The sequence below is a fragment of the Oligoflexus tunisiensis genome (assembly GCF_001748245.1).
GTDB lineage: Bacteria > Bdellovibrionota_B > Oligoflexia > Oligoflexales > Oligoflexaceae > Oligoflexus > Oligoflexus tunisiensis.
Window position 1 is genome coordinate 3,984,921 of the sequence record NZ_BDFO01000001.1, and the last position, 14,945, is coordinate 3,999,865.

Annotated in this window: 13 protein-coding genes; 8 read left to right on the forward strand and 5 right to left on the reverse strand. The window is 53.3% G+C overall.

Features of this window, described 5'->3' with window-relative positions; genetic code table 11:
- The first annotated feature begins 75 nt into the window (after positions 1-75).
- From OLTU_RS16620 to OLTU_RS16635, 4 genes are all read left to right on the forward strand, one after another.
- The gene (locus tag OLTU_RS16620) at positions 76-1,758 is read left to right on the forward strand and encodes a response regulator (RefSeq protein WP_218110080.1); all 1,683 of its coding nucleotides are present in this window, start codon (positions 76-78) and stop codon (positions 1,756-1,758) included.
- Between the two features lie 55 nt (positions 1,759-1,813).
- Positions 1,814-2,545 (forward strand): response regulator, encoded by a 732-nt coding sequence (locus OLTU_RS16625; protein ID WP_141733889.1) that lies wholly within the window; start codon positions 1,814-1,816, stop codon positions 2,543-2,545.
- 74 nt (positions 2,546-2,619) lie between these two features.
- Positions 2,620-3,477 carry a DUF4142 domain-containing protein gene (locus OLTU_RS16630; RefSeq protein ID WP_141733890.1) on the forward strand — a complete coding sequence of 286 codons (858 nt, stop codon included), beginning with the start codon at positions 2,620-2,622 and terminating at the stop codon, positions 3,475-3,477.
- Between the two features lie 173 nt (positions 3,478-3,650).
- The gene (locus OLTU_RS16635) at positions 3,651-3,830 is read left to right on the forward strand and encodes a hypothetical protein (RefSeq protein ID WP_141733891.1); all 180 of its coding nucleotides are present in this window, start codon (positions 3,651-3,653) and stop codon (positions 3,828-3,830) included.
- A 24-nt stretch (positions 3,831-3,854) separates the two neighbouring features.
- Here OLTU_RS16635 and OLTU_RS16640 read toward each other — a convergent pair whose 3' ends face one another.
- On the reverse strand, positions 3,855-4,361 hold the full coding sequence (locus OLTU_RS16640; RefSeq protein ID WP_141733892.1) for a hypothetical protein: 507 nt from the start codon (positions 4,359-4,361) through the stop codon (positions 3,855-3,857).
- Between the two features lie 191 nt (positions 4,362-4,552).
- Here OLTU_RS16640 and OLTU_RS16645 point away from each other — a divergent pair, with 191 nt between their 5' ends.
- Complete coding sequence (locus tag OLTU_RS16645) at positions 4,553-5,068, forward strand: SRPBCC domain-containing protein (protein ID WP_141733893.1); 516 nt, start codon at positions 4,553-4,555, stop codon at positions 5,066-5,068.
- A 70-nt stretch (positions 5,069-5,138) separates the two neighbouring features.
- The gene (locus OLTU_RS16650) at positions 5,139-5,810 is read left to right on the forward strand and encodes a 2-hydroxychromene-2-carboxylate isomerase (protein ID WP_141733894.1); all 672 of its coding nucleotides are present in this window, start codon (positions 5,139-5,141) and stop codon (positions 5,808-5,810) included.
- On the opposite strand, the gene OLTU_RS16655 is transcribed toward OLTU_RS16650, so the two are convergent.
- Entirely contained in the window at positions 5,801-6,508 is a 708-nt protein-coding gene (locus tag OLTU_RS16655) for a class I SAM-dependent methyltransferase (protein WP_141733895.1), read from the reverse strand. The genes OLTU_RS16650 and OLTU_RS16655 overlap by 10 nt on opposite strands.
- A gap of 199 nt (positions 6,509-6,707) precedes the next feature.
- On the opposite strand from OLTU_RS16655, the gene OLTU_RS16660 reads away from it, so the two are divergent.
- Complete coding sequence (locus OLTU_RS16660) at positions 6,708-9,452, forward strand: 7TM diverse intracellular signaling domain-containing protein (RefSeq protein WP_141733896.1); 2,745 nt, start codon at positions 6,708-6,710, stop codon at positions 9,450-9,452.
- 57 nt (positions 9,453-9,509) lie between these two features.
- Here the strand turns inward: OLTU_RS16660 and OLTU_RS16665 are convergent, their stop codons facing one another.
- The 3 genes from OLTU_RS16665 to OLTU_RS16675 all read right to left on the reverse strand — a co-directional run bounded on the left by OLTU_RS16665 (position 9,510) and on the right by OLTU_RS16675 (position 11,917).
- Positions 9,510-11,246 (reverse strand): hypothetical protein, encoded by a 1,737-nt coding sequence (locus OLTU_RS16665; protein ID WP_141733897.1) that lies wholly within the window; start codon positions 11,244-11,246, stop codon positions 9,510-9,512.
- A gap of 203 nt (positions 11,247-11,449) precedes the next feature.
- The gene (locus OLTU_RS16670; RefSeq protein ID WP_176736697.1) at positions 11,450-11,656 is read right to left on the reverse strand and encodes a putative signal transducing protein; all 207 of its coding nucleotides are present in this window, start codon (positions 11,654-11,656) and stop codon (positions 11,450-11,452) included.
- Between the two features lie 72 nt (positions 11,657-11,728).
- Positions 11,729-11,917 (reverse strand): hypothetical protein, encoded by a 189-nt coding sequence (locus tag OLTU_RS16675; protein ID WP_141733899.1) that lies wholly within the window; start codon positions 11,915-11,917, stop codon positions 11,729-11,731.
- Positions 11,918-12,117: 200 nt separating this feature from the next.
- Here OLTU_RS16675 and OLTU_RS16680 point away from each other — a divergent pair, with 200 nt between their 5' ends.
- Positions 12,118-14,853, forward strand: a complete 2,736-nt coding sequence (locus OLTU_RS16680; RefSeq protein ID WP_176736698.1) for an Hpt domain-containing protein — start codon at positions 12,118-12,120, stop codon at positions 14,851-14,853.
- Positions 14,854-14,945: the final 92 nt, after the last annotated feature.

Consider the following 14,945-nt stretch of genomic DNA (forward strand, 5'->3'; position numbering starts at 1 on the left):
CTGCAGGGGCTTCTCAGGGTCGTTAAAAACACCTCATTGAATGCAACCCTGATTTCGGCATTCTATATTAGAAGTATGCTGCGCACCAAACGCCAATGGAACGAGATCATCAAACTCGAAAAAGCCCTGCTCGAACTTTTTCCTGGCACAACTGATACCTTGCTTTCCATAGGCGAAGCTCAACTGGCGAGTGGTGACCATGAAAGCGGCCTGCGTACACTGCAGCAGGTCAAGCTCCTGAACCCGTCTCTCTCCGCACAGGTTGATCAGCTGAAGGCCAATTATATTTTGATAGACGAAGAGGACGAGCTCTTTGACGACCTGGAACCACTCGATATGACAGGCCCTCTGTTAAATGCTCTGGGCATCCAGTCGGCTATTCTCGTCGATCCGGACTCTGCCGTTCAACAGTCGGTGAAGCAGGTCATGGCTGGCGCGGGCGTCCAGGACCTTGAAGTATTTGATTCGGGGCAAAAAGCATGGGACTGGATAAGCAACGGGCAGCAGCCAAGCCTCATTATCATGGAATGGCGAACCCTTGATCTGACTGGCGTGCAGTTTATCCAGCGCGTTCGACAGAGGTTAATCTCGGTGCCAATCATGGTCGTCAGTTCCCTCGTCTCTCAGTCAGAAGTTCCACTGGTGAAAGAAATGGGAGTCAACGCGGTTGTTGAGAAGCCCTTCGACAATGCCACACTCATGGCCGAGATTATTACCCTGCTTCAGCAGCAGCAATATCCGACCGAGCAGATCTCGATGGATCGCAAAATCATCCAGTGTTTGCAGCTGGGAAACAAAGTTGAGGCGAACCGCCTCATCGGCATCTACCTCTCGAATCCGGACTATGATGATGCAGGAAAGCGAAGAATGGAAGCTGAATATGCTTTCTATGAAGGGCACTATATGCAATCCTGCACATTGGCATCAGCTGCGCTCAAGCAATCCCACGACTCACTTGAGCTTCTTAATCTTTTGGGTAAGGCTCTCATGAAGCTGGGAGATTTTGAGTCAGCTTTGAAATGCATGAAGAAGGCTCAATCCTTGTCTCCCGCCAACATCGAAAGAGCATGTCGCATGGCCAGCCTTTGTGCTGAAATGGGAGATTTCGAAGACGCCGAGGATCAACTTCTCCAGGCGAAGAACCTTGACGCTAAAAATATTCTGGTTTTGGAAGCGGAAGCTCAGCTGGCATTAGGTTCAGGCGACGCTGAGCGAGCAACCAAAGCCATGGCCAGTTTGGAATCCCTCCATCGCATCGTGGCATTTATCAACAACAAAGCGGTGGCCCTCGTAAGAAATAACAAATTTGAAGAAGGGATCGCTCTCTATAAGAGTGCTCTGGAAGCTCTGCCTCCTCCGTGGGGACATGCTCATGATACTGTATGCTATAATCTGTCGCTCGCCCATATACGCTTTTCCGAATACGAGAGAGCTCTTCAATCCTTGGAAAAAGTCAAATCCGGTCCAACTACCGGAATCGGCAAAAAGGCCCATAGTCTCAGGAAAAAAATCTTGCATGCTCAGCAAACCAATACCCATCTGACGATATCTGTTGAGGCCAAGGAGTTGAATAACCCCAATGATCCGAAGGCACTGGTCCCGGAAATAGACTTCGCAGCTCTGGTTGATGGCATAGCAGCCTCACAGGGCGATATTTGCTGCTACCGCATATTTTCGTCAGAAGGAATAGCATCCGAGGAATCAATCAAACTTTTTCAAAAAGCACCGAAACTGAAGCAGCGTCGACCAGCATCGTGAGGTGCATCATTTTAAAGTCGGAACACCCGACTTCCGTCTAATCAGAGGATTGTTCATGCAGGCACGAATCCTACTCGTAGATGATGAAGAGGGAATCAGAAGTATCATCCGCGACGATCTCCGCGACTTGGGATGGGACGTTATAGAATCACAGAGCGCAGATGAAGCCATCGAACTCCTAGGCAGCACAACCGTGGATGTTGTCCTTACGGACATTCGCATGCCGAAAGTGACTGGCTTTCATCTCCTGAAAAACATCAGGTCGAAATTCGGGACTGAGCCACCCGTGGTTCTCATGAGCGCGCATACCGATGTTCAGTTCTGGGATGCCTATGATGCCGGTGCTGATGGTTATTTCGGCAAACCCTTCCGACTATCTGACCTGCAGAACCTGCTTGAGCATAAGAAAACCCCTATGGAACAAAAATGGTCCGAATCGTTCCTGGATCCGAATGCAGCCCACGTTGCACATCATTTTCAATTAAGTGACGAAGGAAAGGCCAACCCCGTGATGAGTCTTGGCCGGGGTGGAATGTTCCTGAAAACAGATGCACCTCAAATTCGACGCGGGCATAAAGTAAGCTTTGAAATTCAAATGTCAGGCATGCAATTGAAAGGAATGGGTGTGGTGCTGTGGCGACGGCTGCAGGATGAAAAGGATTTATCAGCAGGCTTTGGCATCGAGTTCCTGTATTTGGATCCAAGCTGTCGAATGGATATTATTCGCACCATAGCAGCATCCAAGTCATTGCCATACATCCCCAAAGGCACTATGGAAAAATCATGAGTTCAGACCTGGGTAAGCTGTGCCTGCGACCCAGGCCGTACCCCAAGGAATCATAGCTTCAGTATTGAACCTGTATGGACAGGCGGGGGCCACGTGCTCATCAAGCGAGCAATCCCGGCTCCTCTCTGCCTTCTGCTTGTCGGCATCCACATACAGCAAGAATTTTCCCACACGTCGAAATAAAAGACATTCTTGCAAAAAATTTTCGCGATGAGGGTTACACCGGATATTTTTTATCGAAATATCCCTTTAAAAGAGATGACGAAGGTTCAAATGTGAATCCATCTATTTTGAGGAGACCCATCATGTCTGTTTTTTCAAAGATCTGCGCTGGCCTTTTAATTTCTTCCCTGAGCATGGCAGCCCAGGCTGCTCAACCCGGAACCGAAGGACAATCACCTGCCCAGGAGCCAGGTCCTGTCACTGTTGAAGTCACCAACGCCACAGAAGTCATCCAGGTCCTCCACATTGGCGTCGAATCGGAAATGAAGATCATTGATCTCATTAGCCAAAGAAGCCCCGACGCTGAACTTCAACAGTTCGTCGAGGAACTGTCACAGGATGTGACTATGGTTACCCAAAAGCTCGAAGAGCTGGCGGCCAGCAAGAGTGTAAGCCTGGCTCCTGAGGCCTTGACTGAAACCGCGAAAATGATTGAAGCGCAAATGTTACTGGACATCCAGACTTTGAGCGAGAAGTCGGATGAAGAGTTCCGCGCGGCTGCCATCCAGGCTCTGATCACCAACCACGAAAAAGCTCTCGGTCTTTACACTCAAGTTGAGCAGGCCAATGCTGATGCTGAATTGATCGCAGCCATCGGCGAGTTCCGTCCCGTCACCCAGGAAAATCTGGAAAGCGCTCAACAACTCCAACAAGGCGCCAGCGAACCCACTCAGCCTCAGCAGCCTTCACAACCAATACCTGTCGAGTAACGGGTTTATCTAACTTCGCCTGGCGATGTTAATCCGGCCGTTGGCCGGAACATCGCCAGCTTTTATTTGAATGTTTGAACGGCTCTCCCTGGTCGTCCATCAATTGGACTCCATTCCAACTGTAGTGTAACATTAAAGCATTATGACCTAACCATGAACTGCGAGGACCCTCCATGCTCGACCGCGAGATCATTACGGCCGTTGGCACCTTTATCGCCCTGCTTGTTTCGGTGGCCCTCTCCTACTGGTTAACACCCAGAAAAGGAGTTCATGAGACGGGAATCGAGCAGGATCTTCGCGATGCAGACCTCTCGAAATCACTCAACGACAGCTCCGCGAAGAAAGCGAGCTGAATCCGCCCCCCTTTCGGAATGGACTCAAACAGCAAGTGGAACATTGAGGAAAGCAGCCAAAGCTTCCGCCTCGACACGCAGGACCTTTTGCCGGGCGTGGGTCAGCACGTGATAGCGCAGCCCGTTCTTCAAACAGAGATTGATTTGACCCGCCGCATAGTCATCCGCTTGCCCCGTAAGATACTGAACAGCTTCGATATCACGGAGTTTGATCGCTTGATCTTTTTCACTGGGCCAGATCCTCGTGATACGGAATTGACCTTCACCTTGATCGAAAATAAAAGTTTGGGTCCTGAGGAGCATCACCAGCCCCAGGATCGGGATAGGCAGGGCCAATAGCGCAAAAATCCAGCCGGGTTCCCAGTAGGCAAGGGATGCCGCTGGCAGCGCGATAAAGCAGGTGCTGAACAGGCGATTTCCTATCGTGGGTCTCATCTCAATGCGCTGTCGCGTGACCGGGACAAGGCGGTGGGTCCTGAAATTGGCCGCCCCTTCCAGGCTAAAGGTTTTATCAAAATTGTTGGCTACCATAGATATTCCTCCAGCCACTGACCCGGAAGACGGGCTCTCCTGCATTTTGCTGCAAGTCAACCTGCGGAACCTATCAGGACCGATAACTGTCCCGATGGCGCAACAACGTTCTCAACAGGTTGCGAAAGAACCGTTTTCATGTCATTCCCAAACGAATTAGGGTATTCCATTCGAATGAGGAGGAATTCGCAATGACCAACAACGCAATGATTTCGCGCGTGGAAAACGATCGGGTCCTGGTCCTGGAACGGGTTTTCAGCGCGCCACGCAATCTCGTCTTCAAGATGTTCAAGGATCCCGAGCACCTCAAGCACTGGTGGGGACCGAAAGGCTGGGAGCTTCCCGTCTGCAAGGTTGATTTTCGGCCGGGCGGCGTTTGGCATTACTGCATGAAATGCGCTGATAAGAATCAAGGTGAATACTACGGCATGGAAGCCTGGGGCAAAGCGGTTTATCAGGAAATCCTTGAGCCGGAAAAAATTGTCTACATGGATTACTTCTCGGACGCTGACGGCAATGAGAATGAAACCATGCCATCCACCAAAGTCACGATGAGTTTCATCGATCTCGGTGGCAGGACGAAGCTCGTCAGCCGTGGAGAATATGCGTCGGCGGAAGCCCTCAAGGCTGTCATGGACATGGGCATGCTCCAGGGCATCACCGAAACCTGGGACCGCCTGGAAGAGCGCCTGAACGCGGTCAAATAAGGAAAATGTGGGCTGGCTGCCATGGGAAGGGATTTTCCATGGCTTTCAGCCCATCGAGGAGCAAACAGCAATGTCCAGCATCACCATCCCTTTCTATTTCGATTTCATTTCACCTTACGCTTACCTGGCCTGGACACAGATTCATACTGTGGCCAAACGAGTGAACGCAACCGTTGAACCCATACCCATTCTGTTCGCCGCCTTGCTCGATGCCCACGGACAGAAGGGCCCAGCGGAAGTGCCACCGAAACGCATTTATCTTTTTAAGGATATCTTCCGGCGCGCGCACCGCCTGGGAGTACCGTTCACAGCTCCACCCACGCATCCGTTCAATCCCCTGCTGGCTCTGCGCGTCGCGACCGTACCTCAGGCAATCGAGACGCGTCAACGCCTGATCGATGGCCTGTTCCGAGCGGCCTGGGGACGCGGCATTGAAATCGAAACGCCGGGGTCCGTGGCTGAAGTGATCAAGGAGTCTGGACTTGATCCCAAGCCCATCCTGGATGCCGCCGCTTCAGCAGAAATCAAAGCGTTGCTCAGACAGCAGACCGATGCGGCCCTGGCGGCTGGAGTCTTTGGAGTGCCCACTATGATCGTCAACAACGAACTTTTCTGGGGAGCGGATGCCCTTGAACCCATGGAGGCCTTCCTCAAAGGTGATGATCCTCTCCAGCATGCCGGCGCTGAAGGACTGGCCCGTTGGCTCAGGATCATGCCTTCAGCTTCGCGACGTCAAGGGTGACTCGGAACTTTCGCATGCCAGGCGTGAATAAAGAGCGCCTGATAAAAAAGCGTCGGATATTCAAATCCACTCGAAGCCATGATGGCTTCGATCTCCTTGGGCTTTGACACCGCGACTTCATGCCCCCAACGCGATGTCGATGCCACAGCGGTCTCCCGCGGAAAGCCTGAGTACATAAGGGCCCGCACCCAGAATTCCATTAAATTGCCATAAACAGACGGCTCGACCGGGGACGCGAGATCCGCACTGATCAAAGAGGAACCGGGATTCAGGCGGCGCAGGATTTCACGAAAAAAGCTCCGCCTTTCCTCTTCCTTGGGCAGGAATTGGGAAACCAGAATGGAGGTCGCCGCATCAAACCTTTTATCAGCGGCCAGAGTATTCAAGTATCCCTCATGGAATTGGCATCGCGATAAAACACCAGCCCTCTCCGCCTTCTTCCGGCAGACATCCAGCATGGCACCCGACGGATCCACCGCCGTGAACGAGCAGGCAGGGAAAGCCTGAGCCAGAGCGATAAGTTCCGAACCTGTCCCTGCACCAACGCACAAAACACTCCCATCCGCTGGAAGATCACTGAGCACAATGCGGCTCAGAAAGTGGAGTCCATCAATCATAGGCGCCAGTTTCACCCATCTTTCATCATAGGAATCCGCCTGCTCGCGACCAAATGAAACGGGTTCATCTGTTTTCTTCATGCCCTAACTCCTTTAAATGGTGCACGGAACTCAAGTGAGCTATCCCTCCCCCCGTTTTTGCCTCTTTTTGCGAAAATCTCAACTCAAAAGCACGTTCGGGCTCCCCTTCCTCCAACACGCCAGGCCTGGAACTATGTGGTATCATGATCAATCGTCACAAAACTTTTAGATCTCCTGCCGTTCCAGGGGGCGAACACAGATGAAATTTCCATGGCTTGCCATCATATTGAATATACTGCTGCTGACCTCTCCATCTTTCGCGGCAGAACCCGACCCTCTGGATATTTCCAAAATCGAAGGTTCCGAGGACATCACGCGTTTCGGAAGAGCCGTCCTGGATGAAGCAGGACGCAGTCGGGCCGAAATGGAACAAATCGTACTCTCCGCAGGCAGGCCGATTCCAGAGGTGCTCCAGGGAGGCTACACCGATGGATACTACTGGATTCACCTCCCTCTTACAAACAGCGCGAACACCACCCAATCCGTGAATCTGGCCGCCAGGAATCTGGTGATATCGCACTTCGAAACCTTCATCATGAATCCCGGCCCTGACATCGCAAGCATCGCACGCATTCAGGCCCGCATTCCAACCCTATCCATCACCCTTGGTCCATTCCAGAAGACGGACCTGCTTCTTAAAATACAATTTGGGCTGAGCGAATTTCTAAGCCTGACCATGGAAAAGGCCGATTCAAACGCGGCCGCAAAGCCTGACACTGTTATGCAGTACATAGGGGTGTTCTTCGGAATCCTCCTCGCAATGACCACCTTTAACGTCGGTCTTTTCCTGCTGACTCGCGAAAAAGTGTTCCTATTCCATGCGATGATCGCTCTCCTCATGTCCAATGCCATCTTTATTTTGAGCGGTTTGTCCTACTATTTCCTGGGCACCGACAGCTGGAATTCCCTGTTGCCGGTTTTCGGCAACTACACAGTGGCCGGCACAGCCCTCTTTGCCCAGTATTATGTGAATGCATCGGGGCATAAGAAAGGTGTCCATCGATTCTACACGCTTTGCGTCGTCATCGGATTGATCGGCGGAACGCTGCTCTTATCAGGCGTGACGAAGCGCATAGTCTACGTCACGGATTTGAACCTTGTTCTCACCGCCCTTATTACAATGGCAGTCTTCTATAATTTCCCGCCTCATAAACATCGCATGATGCGTTTTTATGTTCTTGGCTGGCTGGGCTTTGGCATCTTTGTGCTGATCTGGGCCGCAGGGCAGTACCGCTACGCGCCGTTGAATTTTCTCACGGAAAACGCTCTCAGCCTCGCCCTATGCTTCGAAATGATCGTGGTATCGCTCGGTCTGGCGGATCAGATCAACGACTACAAGAACAGGCTGGAGCAATACAGCAGGAATCTCGAAATGCAGGTGGAGGAGAAGGTTCGGGACATCCGTTCCATCATGGATCATATACCGCTTGGGATTTTCATGATCCAGGACAATATGATGATTCACAAGGACCACTCGAAAAATATCCTTCAGGTTTTTCCCAAGGAGTCCATCGAAAGCCTGGACGCGAAAGAGCTGATCTTCTCGGGCAGCAATCTCAGCCCCGACGAACTCAGCCAGGCGGTCAGTTGCCTGGAGGCCTCACTGGGCGAGGATATTGTGAATTTCGATGCCAATTCGCATGCGCTTCCTCTGGAAATCCATCGGAGGGAAGGCCATGGGCCTTCGAAAATTTTCGAAATGACCTGGGGATCCATCACGGATGAAAAACACCGCACGGATAAGATTCTGGTCACAATGCGGGATGTAACCGATATCCGCATGCTGCAAGCGCGCAGCAAATACCAGGAAGAAGAACTGGATTTTATCCGTGAGATTCTTCGCGTGCCAGCCATGCGCTTTACGCGTGTGATTCAATCCTGCAGGGATCTGATGCAGGAGAACAAGAACCTCATCCAATCGCAAGGAATTGACAACGGCAATACCGAAGTTCTCAAACTGCTTTTTATCAATATTCACACCATAAAGGGCTCAGCCCGCTCCCTTTATCTCCAGAAAATGGCGGACGTTCTTCATGCCGTTGAGCAGTACTATGCGGATCTCCTGAAAAGCCCGTCGGCACCGTGGGACCTCCACAGGATGGAGAAGGATCTCGCTGAGGCCGAAAGGATTATTGACCTTTATGATGGCATCGCCCGGGATAAGCTGGGCAGAAGCTCCGATCCCATCCATATCGTCGAATTCGGCATGGAACAAATCGAACACGCCTACCGGGTCCTATCTGCTGCAACCCAGGGGAAGGTGCTGCCCGCGGACGTTCAGGCTGGGATTTCGCTTGTGAAAAATCTTTTTCACGCCAGGATCTTCAAGGATGCCCGTGACGTCATCAAGGAGCTCTGTGGAAGTTTGCCTGCATTGGCCAGGGATTTACAAAAGGAAGTCCCCAGGGTCGAGATCGAAACGAATGGCATTCGGATTGGAGAGCGTGCGGAAGATCTCTTCCGCAATATCTTCGTTCACCTCCTCCGCAATACCATGGATCACGGCATCGAGAGTGCCGAGGAGCGCATCCGCACGGGCAAGAATCCCCAAGGCACGCTCAAAATTCTGATGGAACCGTCTGGCGACACTGTGGCCCTGACTTACTCAGATAATGGCCGAGGTCTGAACATCGGCAGGATCCGCGCCATCGGTCTGGCCCGCAACCTCCTGGATACCAACAGCGCAAACGATATCAAACGCGTCGCTGAGCTTATTTTCGATTCCGGCCTGTCGACAGCCCATCAAGTCACCGAAATTTCCGGACGTGGCGTCGGCATGGATGCTGTGAAACGATTTATTCAACGGCATGGTGGATCCATAGCCATTGCCCTGCAAAGTGAGGGAAGAGAGACAAAAGATTTCCATCCATTTTCCCTGGTCATCCGTCTGCCGCTGAATTTGTTCGACGAGTATCATTGGAGCGCCAACGACACGGCTGCCTGAGATTCATCAGGATTCGGGCCGCCGGCTGGCCTTGACCAGCGCGGCGCGTCCTCAACTTCAGGGCAGGTCGGCAGGCGGGATCAGCATGAAGGCCGAGACCTTGTCATTGAACCACTGCAAATTGCTCACATAGTGGTTGCCGGTTAGATCCCAGTAGTTCCCGGCCGCCCGTGGATCCGTGTGTTCATAGGCACGGATGGTCCAGCCCGGCTGCAGAAGGGCTTCGATGCTGGTGATTTCATCGTTCAGCTTCTGCCAGCCGAGGGAATGAATCGAAAAGAACTGAAGCGGCCGGTTGGATCCGCGAACGGCGTAATCGTTGAAACTCATCTCCTGGAATTTGCCGCGGCGATGGGAATCCTCCCAGACGCGGACGACCCCGGGATTGCGGGCCGTGAGCACGCTGTTCACGATCGAAAAATCCGGATTCGCACAGGTTTCGTTCACGCTCAGGCAATTCAGGATCGCGGTCTGCAAATCCTTGTTGGCCCGGGCGCAGCGCTTCGGCCAGAAGTCAGCATAGGTACAGACCTCCTCCACTTCATGTTTCCGATCCAGAAGCGTCTGAGCCAGGTCCGCGCGTGGACGATAATCATAGAACATCGACCAGCGATCCGGACAGGGATTTTCCCAGCTTCCGTTGCAGCTATCCAGACTGACTTCATAGTCCTTCAGCGTTTCCCGCATCACAACAAGGTTATTCCCCTCTTTCACTTCACTGATAATCTTCTGCCGGGCTTCATTGATTTTCTGCTGCATCTGGGCGGAATCGGCGAGGAGATCCAGCTGCGTATTCAGGCTATAGGCCCCGCAAACATCCGCGCTCGTGCCCATGCTGTAGCATCGGGTCGAGAAGGAATAGCTTTTCAGGATTTGCTTCTGCTCGTTGGTCAGGTGAGCAAAGGTCCGGCCGATCGTGATGATATTGGCGATACCCGCCTGAATCGCCGCTTCCACTTCCCAACGGTTGTGGCTGGAGCTATCGAGTTTTTTCGCCTTGATGACCAGATAAAGTCCCGCACCGACCGTCAGGTCCTGGGTATAACGGTCGCCGCACTGACGCCGAAAGAGCTGCGGACTTTTTTCCTGAAGCTGACGGAAGAAGGGCGCATAGTCGGGCCACGCTTTATAAAGCGAGATCCTGTCCTTGAGATAGGAAAAGCTGGTGACCGCGACCAGGTCATCGGATGTGATCTGCGTTTCCTGCAGCATGCTGGTCTTTACGGAAATGGACGCCGAGAACATCTGCCAGGCGCCACCGATTTCCGTACCGAATTCGCTTTCCATCTTTTTATAGAGGTCGACATAGCTATGCACGAACTGAAACGAGTCGCGTGTTTCATAGAGTGGCTGAACCTGGGTTTCGAGGCCTTCGGGATCCAGGCAGGACGGGCTGCGCGCTCCCGTGAGCATGTCGTATCCATCGCCGATCCAAAAGGCCTGGCCATAGTCCGCAATGCGACCGGACGCAAAGGCCGCCGTACCCGCTCGTGCCTCTTTCAGCTTTTTCATGGCCTCCTGGAGCGTTGGAGACACCGGAGTTTCCGGCAGGGTCTCAACGGGCGGGATCGGTTCCGCCACGACCGGGGTCGGCTGATCAGGAGCCCTGTCAACAGGGGCCGGCTGATCAGGAGTGCCTTCAACGGGAGCGGGCGGCGTCGCCTCAGGCGCCGGGACGACCGTGGCGGATGGATCGGGCTGCGAGCCCGGTGCCTCATGCCCATCACTGCAGGCATAGTGTAAAAAACCGAGAGCGGACACGAGGACGCATGCCGAAATCCTGACGTTGATCATCTTTCACTCCATGGACGAGGGTATGCACCGCGCAAAACGCCGAAGGGCGCCGTTTGCAGGTTGCACTGGTAAAACCTACGACTTATGAGTCTTGGATGAGGGCAATGTAGCCTTTGATGCTGGCTCTGTCTCGGGTTTTTTTATGCTGTCGTGAAAAAAGTTAGGCGGACAGGTAGGGGTTATAAGCAAGGCGGATTCAGGCATTAGAAGCCCATATCACTGAGCACCCGTCTGGCGTCTTCAATCTGTTCCTGCAGGACAAGCACTTTGATCGGTGTCACGTAGGCAAGAGAAGGCTGAACCCCGCCGACATCCGTCGTATAAATATGGGCTTTGATTCCAAGCTCTTCCAGCTGCGACTTGAGCATATCAGCCTGGATCCTATCGTAGGTTTCAAATAACGTGATCATCGCCTCAACCTCGGTTGCGGGGTTCCTGCCACTCTTCAGCCTTGGTGGGCCCATGCGCTGCCCACCCTCGTATCAGGTTCGACTTTCCCGTCCCTGTTTGTCCACGATAATATTCCGGCCTATTGCATCATATTCCCCCGCGATCTTCTTATTGGGATCCTCCTTGGCCTGCTCCAGCGTTTTATTCCGCTTCATGAAGTAAAAGATAAAAAATCCAAAGATCAAAACGGCTCCGACAAGAGCAATATAGGGCAGATACATAATTCACCTCATCTGTTGGTACACGCCGTGCGTGCTCGAAACCACCAGAATTCCAAGGGAGCATGGATCAGGCCAAAGTCCGCGGATCCAACTTACGGCAATCCGCGACCTGGTCATCAACACTACCGAAAAATCACAGCCTTCCCCTCACATTTCAGTCCGCTTCGCCGTTAGATATGCATAAGGAGCGGTTTCCCCTTATGAAGCGAATATTATGGTTAATTATACGAGTTGGCTGTCTCGGGCTCGGCGGGACAGCGGAAGCCGCGCGCCCTCCTGTCTTTGAGCAGCCCTGGTATCTGACCGAGGACGAGCCCGCGGCGTGGTCCCGTGACGAAGCTTTAGTCCAGCCCGAGAGACTGACAGGCTGGAAACCCTATCAGGCCGCCACTGTGCCGCCGGGCATCAATAAAACAATCTGGCTGTGGAATGTGTTGCCGGCGATCCCGGATCAACGCCACGTTCTGTATTTTGCCAACGGGCTTGAGGATATTGCCGTCTATATCAACGGTGAGCTGGTCTATAGCTATGGGTCGTTCCGGAAAGCCTGGGATGAAGTCAGCCCTCAGGTCTGGCACGCGATTCCACTGGGACCTGAACACAGCCATCAGCGCCTTGAGATTCGAACCCATTACGCCCTGAGCTATGTGATGCGGACGCTCTATCCCGTCATTCGACTTCAATCGGAAGCCCTGGGGGAACATACCGGCAAATCCATTCCGCTGATTTACCTCGCCGGCGCATTCGGCCTCATGGGTCTCGTGGTTCTGGCCGTCGCCCTCATGCGGCGCCAGGTGGATCTTTTTCTTTATTTCGCTTTGATGTCCATCTCCGTTTCATCGTGGGTCCTTTTTAATCAGGATTCTTTGATCAAACCTTACACGGGTCTTCCACCACGGAGCTGGAGTTACTTTGATCTGGTTGGGATTTACCTGTCCGCAGCCTGTCTCGTTTCCTTTCTGTCCATTGTCGCCCAATCCCGGAGTCGCCTGATCCGCTTTGTCTTTTGGTTGAACTGGGGCATGGCGTTCACGGTGGCGGTGGCTTCCGGTTTCGGTGGCATTCATGCCTGGTATCTGCTTCCTCTTCTGCATATTGCCGTTTTTCCCAGTCTTCTGGGCCTCATTCCTTTGATCATCTGGTCGGCCTTTCATCGCAATACCGAAGCCCGCGTTCTGATGGTAGGCAGCCTGGCGATGGCGCTCTCGGCCGTTCACGATATTGTCCGCTATTCGGCCAATTTTCGGTCACCGATCACGACCATGATTCCCATCGGTGGTCTGGTCACACTGCTGGCCATGCTGCTGATCCTGGTGCGACGCTATCAGGCGGAACGCGAAGACGCCTTCCAGACTCAGGCGAAGCTTTTAACCGACATCCAGAGTTTGAACGCGGCGCTGCAGGTCCATGTGGAAAAGGTGGAAGCACTGGTTGAAGAAAAAACCCGGGAGATCGGCTCCATTCTGGGACATATCCAGCAGGGCATCTTCATGCTGACCGGCCCTGACCTGCTGATCCATGCGGAATATTCCGAGCACCTGGAAACCATCCTAGGCACACCGAACATTGCCGGGCAAAGTTTTGAACAGACCGTCCTGGATCGCTGCCGGCTGGGAGCCGATCAGCGCAGCCGGATGATCGCCGCTCTGCAGGCGAGTTTGGGGGAAGACTCTGTCAACTTCGAGGTGAATGCCTCCAATCTGCCCACCGAAGTGTACCTCACTCATGGCCATGAAGAAAAAATTCTTGAACTTTCCTGGGCTGCGATAGCGGACGACAGGGACGTGATCGACAAAATACTGATTACCGCACGCGACGTGACCAGCCTGCGCCAGCTGCAGTCCGATGCCCGCCGGAATCAGGAGGAAATGAAGCTCCTGCAGATCATACTTTCGGCCAAACCCGAGCGCTTTCTGCGTTTTCTGGATTCCAGCCTTCAGCTTATCAGCAAGGCCCGCGAGGCACCGGGACAGCCGGCGGGTCGGAGTTTGCGCACAGCCTTTCGCGATCTGCATACGGTCAAAGGCAATGCGCGATCCTTTGGTCTGGACGAGCTGGCCAGCCTCATTCATGATGCGGAGTTGATTCTTCAAAACAATGCCCAGGAAAACCTGGAGCTGCGATTGCAGCAGATTCAGTCGAAAATTGAATCCTATAAGGCCCTCTTCCATCGACATATCCAAGGGCCTGCGGGCCAGGATCGGCTGACAGCCGTCCGGCAGAAGCTTGAAGAGGTTCTGCTGGAAAAGAATCCTGTCGTGACCCAACGCCTGAGACGTCTCGAAGAGGTCCTGCTGCCGGAAGTGTTTATTCCCGCGGAGACGCTTTTTCGCGAAGTGTGCCAGGGGCTCGGCAAGCTGGCCAAGGATCTGGGCAAACACAGGCCCGAGGTCATCCTGGAAAGCCACGGCATTTACCTGACGCAATCCACCGCGGATCTTCTCACGGACTGCCTGGGCCATCTTCTGCGAAATGCCATCGATCACGGCATTGAAAGCCCGGAGGAGCGTATCGCGGCCGGCAAGACGCCGCAAGGTCGCCTCTACTTTCAGTGTCAACGCGAAGGGGAAAACCTTCGGATACATTTGCATGATGATGGTCACGGCCTGCATTTGCAAAAGATTCTCGCGCGAGCTTACGATCGTGGTCTTCTGCGTGTCCATGAACGCCTCACCGCCGCGCGTCTGGAGCAATTGATCTTTTCCCCAGGATTCAGCACGAAGGCTGAGGCCTCCCTCGTTTCAGGACGTGGGGTTGGGCTTGATGCCGTTCGGGCCGCGCTCGAACAGAAAGGCGCGCGGATCCGTCTGCATTTCATGGGCCAGGACGAAGCCCACGAAGGCATGCCCTTCAGTTTTGAAATGCTGCTTCCCGCGACGTGCTGGATCGAAGCGCCTCATACCGATCCGGTGATGCCTTCCGAAAGAGCTTCTTAGCGGGAAACGCGAACGCTTGAGTTATCCCAAAGTTTTCTTTTCCCGCAGAATTTCCAAAAGCCTTTGCAATGGGCTCGCGGGGCGCTCAAAGT

Bases quoted from the DNA above. Each gene is read 5' to 3' on its own strand.
- OLTU_RS16640 (WP_141733892.1), bottom strand. From the start codon at position 4,361: ATGGTAGCCAACAATTTTGATAAAACCTTTAGCCTGGAAGGGGCGGCC.
- OLTU_RS16660 (WP_141733896.1), top strand. From the start codon at position 6,708: ATGAAATTTCCATGGCTTGCCATCATATTGAATATACTGCTGCTGACC.
- OLTU_RS16665 (WP_141733897.1), bottom strand. From the start codon at position 11,246: ATGATCAACGTCAGGATTTCGGCATGCGTCCTCGTGTCCGCTCTCGGT.
- OLTU_RS16625 (WP_141733889.1), top strand. From the start codon at position 1,814: ATGCAGGCACGAATCCTACTCGTAGATGATGAAGAGGGAATCAGAAGT.
- OLTU_RS16680 (WP_176736698.1), top strand. From the start codon at position 12,118: ATGAAGCGAATATTATGGTTAATTATACGAGTTGGCTGTCTCGGGCTC.
- OLTU_RS16630 (WP_141733890.1), top strand. From the start codon at position 2,620: ATGGACAGGCGGGGGCCACGTGCTCATCAAGCGAGCAATCCCGGCTCC.
- OLTU_RS16670 (WP_176736697.1), bottom strand. From the start codon at position 11,656: ATGATCACGTTATTTGAAACCTACGATAGGATCCAGGCTGATATGCTC.
- OLTU_RS16650 (WP_141733894.1), top strand. From the start codon at position 5,139: ATGTCCAGCATCACCATCCCTTTCTATTTCGATTTCATTTCACCTTAC.
- OLTU_RS16645 (WP_141733893.1), top strand. From the start codon at position 4,553: ATGACCAACAACGCAATGATTTCGCGCGTGGAAAACGATCGGGTCCTG.
- OLTU_RS16635 (WP_141733891.1), top strand. From the start codon at position 3,651: ATGCTCGACCGCGAGATCATTACGGCCGTTGGCACCTTTATCGCCCTG.
- OLTU_RS16655 (WP_141733895.1), bottom strand. From the start codon at position 6,508: ATGAAGAAAACAGATGAACCCGTTTCATTTGGTCGCGAGCAGGCGGAT.
- OLTU_RS16675 (WP_141733899.1), bottom strand. From the start codon at position 11,917: ATGTATCTGCCCTATATTGCTCTTGTCGGAGCCGTTTTGATCTTTGGA.
- OLTU_RS16620 (WP_218110080.1), top strand. From the start codon at position 76: ATGCTGCGCACCAAACGCCAATGGAACGAGATCATCAAACTCGAAAAA.